Genomic DNA, 2,095 nt, shown 5'->3' on the forward strand with positions numbered 1-2,095 from the left:
AACCGACCAGGAAAGGCGGCCAGCCTTCAGTGCCGACGGCAAGCAGGCAGAACGGCCCGGTCGCGAAGCCCGCCGAGATGATCGTCGAATAAATGCCCATGACGCGGCCGCGGCGCGACGGCGGCGCCAGCGCGATCACCCAGATTTCACTGAGCACATAAAGCGGGTTGGTCACGACGCCGATCAGGAAGCGCAGCGGAAACCACAGATAGACATTTTGCGTCCAGCCGATCAGCGCCAGCACCAGCGCCGAGAGCGCGGCGCAGGTCAGCGCCGTGCGCCCTGCCCCGAAGCGGCGCGCCAATCCCGGGATCAGCGGCGAGGATAGGATGAAGCCGACCGGCGTCATCGCCGCCGACAAACCGATCACCGCCGGCGAAACGCCTTGCCGTTGCAGGATGAAGCTGAGCAACGGATAGGAAAGCCCCTGCGCGATGGCGAACACCGAAACGGTCGCGATCACGCCGGTGATCGCGGCCCACTGCACGGTCTCGTCGCGCTCCGCCAGAGCCATCATTCCCGCTCCATTCGCTCGGAGGCTTAGCCGTTGTAGCCGGTTGCCGTAAGCCCCACCGCCCGCGAAAGCGGATGCTCCAGCCAAACCCTGTCAGGAACACTGGCGCCGCAGGGAACGATACAAAGCGAACGCCACCAGCAGCACATCGAGCCCGACGATCACGGTCGGCAGCCCGAGCGGCCCGACCGCCTGCATCAGCGCCCCGGCGCCGGGCGGACCGACAATGCCGCCGACGCCCCACAGCAGTGCGAAAGCCGCATTGCCTGTGACCAGCAGCGAGCCTTTGAAGCGGCTGCCGAGCTCGACCAGCGCCATGGTGTAGACGCCGTAGCCGACCGCGCCCATCACCAGAAGCACGCCCCAGATCAGCGGCGTGGCGATCAACAGAGGCAACAGGATCGCGCAGCATGTCGTCGCCGTGGCGCAAGCGAGGATCATCGGGCGCCCGCCGAAGCGTTCGGCAAGCAGGCCGAGCGGGATCTGCAGCACGATATTGCCCAGGGAAAGCATCATCACCAGAGCGGCAAGCGCCGCTTCGGGCAGGCCATAGCCAGCGCCGAAGACCGGGACCAACGCATAGGTGCTCTGCTGCACGGCGGCGGAGACCAGCACGGCCAGAAGCAGCGCCGGCGCCAGCCGGGCGAAACCGATAAAACTGCCGGCGGGCTGGCCGTCATCCTCGAAGCCGGTGAGCTTCGAGGAGACGAGCCGCAGGATGACCGCGCAAAGTGCGAAGCCGGCAATGCCGACGCCGAAAGGCGCCCAGCCGGCGGTGCCGACCAGCGTCAGCGTAAACGGCCCTGCCGCGTAGCCGGCGCCCATCAGCGTGTTGAACACGCCCATCACGCGCCCGCGCCGCGACGGCGGCGCCAGCGACAGCGCCCAGACCTCGCCAAGCACATAGAGCGGGTTGATGACCACGCCGATGACGAAGCGGATAACGTACCAGGCCACCCAGTTCTGCAGATAGAAGATGGCAAGGAAGCACAATGCGCCGACCAGCGAGCAGCCGACCGCCAGGTTCCGCGCGCCGACCAGCTGCACGGCCGCAGGCACGAAGGATGCCGACAGGATCAGCCCGACCGGCATCATCGCCGCCGACAGGCCGATCAGGCCGGGCGAAAAGCCCTGCTTCTGCATCAGCAGCGTGAACAGCGGCGAGCTCAACCCTTGCGCCGCGCCGAACATGGCAAGCGCGGCCGTGACGCCGGCAAGGGCCGCCCATTGCGGTCTGTCTTCAGCGGTCTGGGCGGAAGCGGTCATGTAGCTCACAGCTCGTTATTCGCTCAGCCTATCGCCGCGAAAAGCCGCGCGGATGCCTCAGCGGCGGCAATTCGGCAAGCCAGCCGGTTGCCCTTCCGTCATGTCGCTTCCCTCGCCCTAGTGGTCGCCGCCTCCTCACCGGCAGCATTGCCGGCGGTCCATTATGCCGGCCAATTTCGCATCCTCACGAGGCTTCTCATGACCGCTGCCCTCCATCCCGCCGAACCGGCTCTGGCAACCGATCGCGCCCGCCGCGGCGGCCGCGCGGGCAAGCGCGCCGGCGGCTCGGCCGCCTTCGGGCAGCCCGCCTTCCGG

The 2,095-nt window shown here is 67.7% G+C and carries 2 protein-coding genes; both read right to left on the reverse strand.

Translation table 11 applies throughout. From position 1 onward, the window contains the following. A partial coding sequence (locus EOD07_RS32120) for an MFS transporter (protein WP_164772746.1) occupies positions 1 to 514 on the reverse strand: 514 nt, incomplete at its 3' end. A 93-nt stretch (positions 515 to 607) separates the two neighbouring features. Continuing rightward, entirely contained in the window at positions 608 to 1,780 is a 1,173-nt protein-coding gene (locus EOD07_RS32125; protein WP_127238120.1) for an MFS transporter, read from the reverse strand. Between the last annotated feature and the right edge of the window lie 315 nt (positions 1,781 to 2,095).

The organism is Mesorhizobium sp. M2C.T.Ca.TU.002.02.1.1, assembly GCF_003997225.1.

What these genes read in the sequence shown, in the direction of transcription:
- EOD07_RS32125 (WP_127238120.1), bottom strand. Translation starts at nt 1,780, where the DNA reads ATGACCGCTTCCGCCCAGACCGCTGAAGACAGACCGCAATGGGCGGCC.